Here is a 1,052-nt window from a genome sequence, read left to right as displayed (position 1 = left end):
AACTGGATGAATCCACCTCAGAACTCCGTTCATCCACCTCGGAACTGGATGAATCTACCTTAGAATCTCAAATCTCTCAATCCCCAATCCCCAATCCCCAATCCCCAGTCCCCAGTCCCCAATCCCCAATCCCCAAAATCGGCATCCTTTTCTACCGCGCTCATTATTTAGCGGGAAACACTAAAGTAATTGATGCTTTATGCGAAGCTTTGGTACAGAAAAATTTACAACCAGTGCCAGTGTTTGTTTCCTCATTGCGTGAACCCGATGTTCAAGCTGAGTTGATTGAATTTTTTCAACCCAAAGAAGCCGAATCAATAGCTGTGCTGCTAAATACCACCAGTTTTTCTTTAGCACGCTTAGAAAGCGAAACACCCCAAACTGAACTGTGGGAAAAATTAGATGTGCCTGTGTTGCAGGTAATCCTCAGTGGCGGGTCAATTGAGCAGTGGGAGTCACAATTTCAAGGGCTTTCTCCCCGCGATATTGGGATGAATGTGGCGCTACCAGAAGTAGATGGGCGGATTATTACTCGTGCTGTGTCTTTTAAAGCATTACAAACTCGTAATCCCCATTTAGAAACAGATGTGGTAATTTATGAACCAGTGAGCGATCGCATCGAGTTCGTTGCTAAACTAGCAGCAAATTGGGCGCGCCTACGTTCTAAACCACCCCAAGAACGGCGAATTGCCTTAATTCTGGCAAACTACCCCAACCGCAATGGCCGCCTCGCCAATGGTGTGGGACTCGACACTCCAGCTAGTTGTGTAGAAATCCTGCAAGCTTTACATCAGGCTGGGTATGAAGTAGAAAATCCACCTGCTCAAGGAGACGAGTTGATTCAACGGCTGACAGATGGTGTAACCAACGATCCAGAAGGTAGAGAATCGCTTCCGGTACACCAAAGTGTTTCTTGGGAAGAATATCAAGAATATTTCGCTTCATTACCGCCAGCAGTTCAGCAAGGTATTAGTGAACGGTGGGGAAATTTAGAGCAGAGAAACAATCAAGAATTATTCCCCCCTGCCCCCCTGCCCCCCTGCCTCCATCCC

General features: G+C 46.9%; 1 protein-coding gene. It reads left to right on the top strand.

The features are described 5' to 3' along the window. Nucleotides 1-1,052, top strand: a 1,052-nt coding sequence (locus ABF638_RS38120) for a cobaltochelatase subunit CobN (RefSeq protein WP_435027907.1), incomplete at both ends; no start/stop codon positions are given.

This window comes from Nostoc sp. CALU 1950 (genome assembly GCF_051172895.1).
Taxonomy (GTDB): domain Bacteria; phylum Cyanobacteriota; class Cyanobacteriia; order Cyanobacteriales; family Nostocaceae; genus Nostoc; species Nostoc edaphicum_A.
The sequence above is the reverse complement of the archived record's forward strand: the minus strand, read 5'-3'. Positions and strand labels throughout refer to the sequence as shown.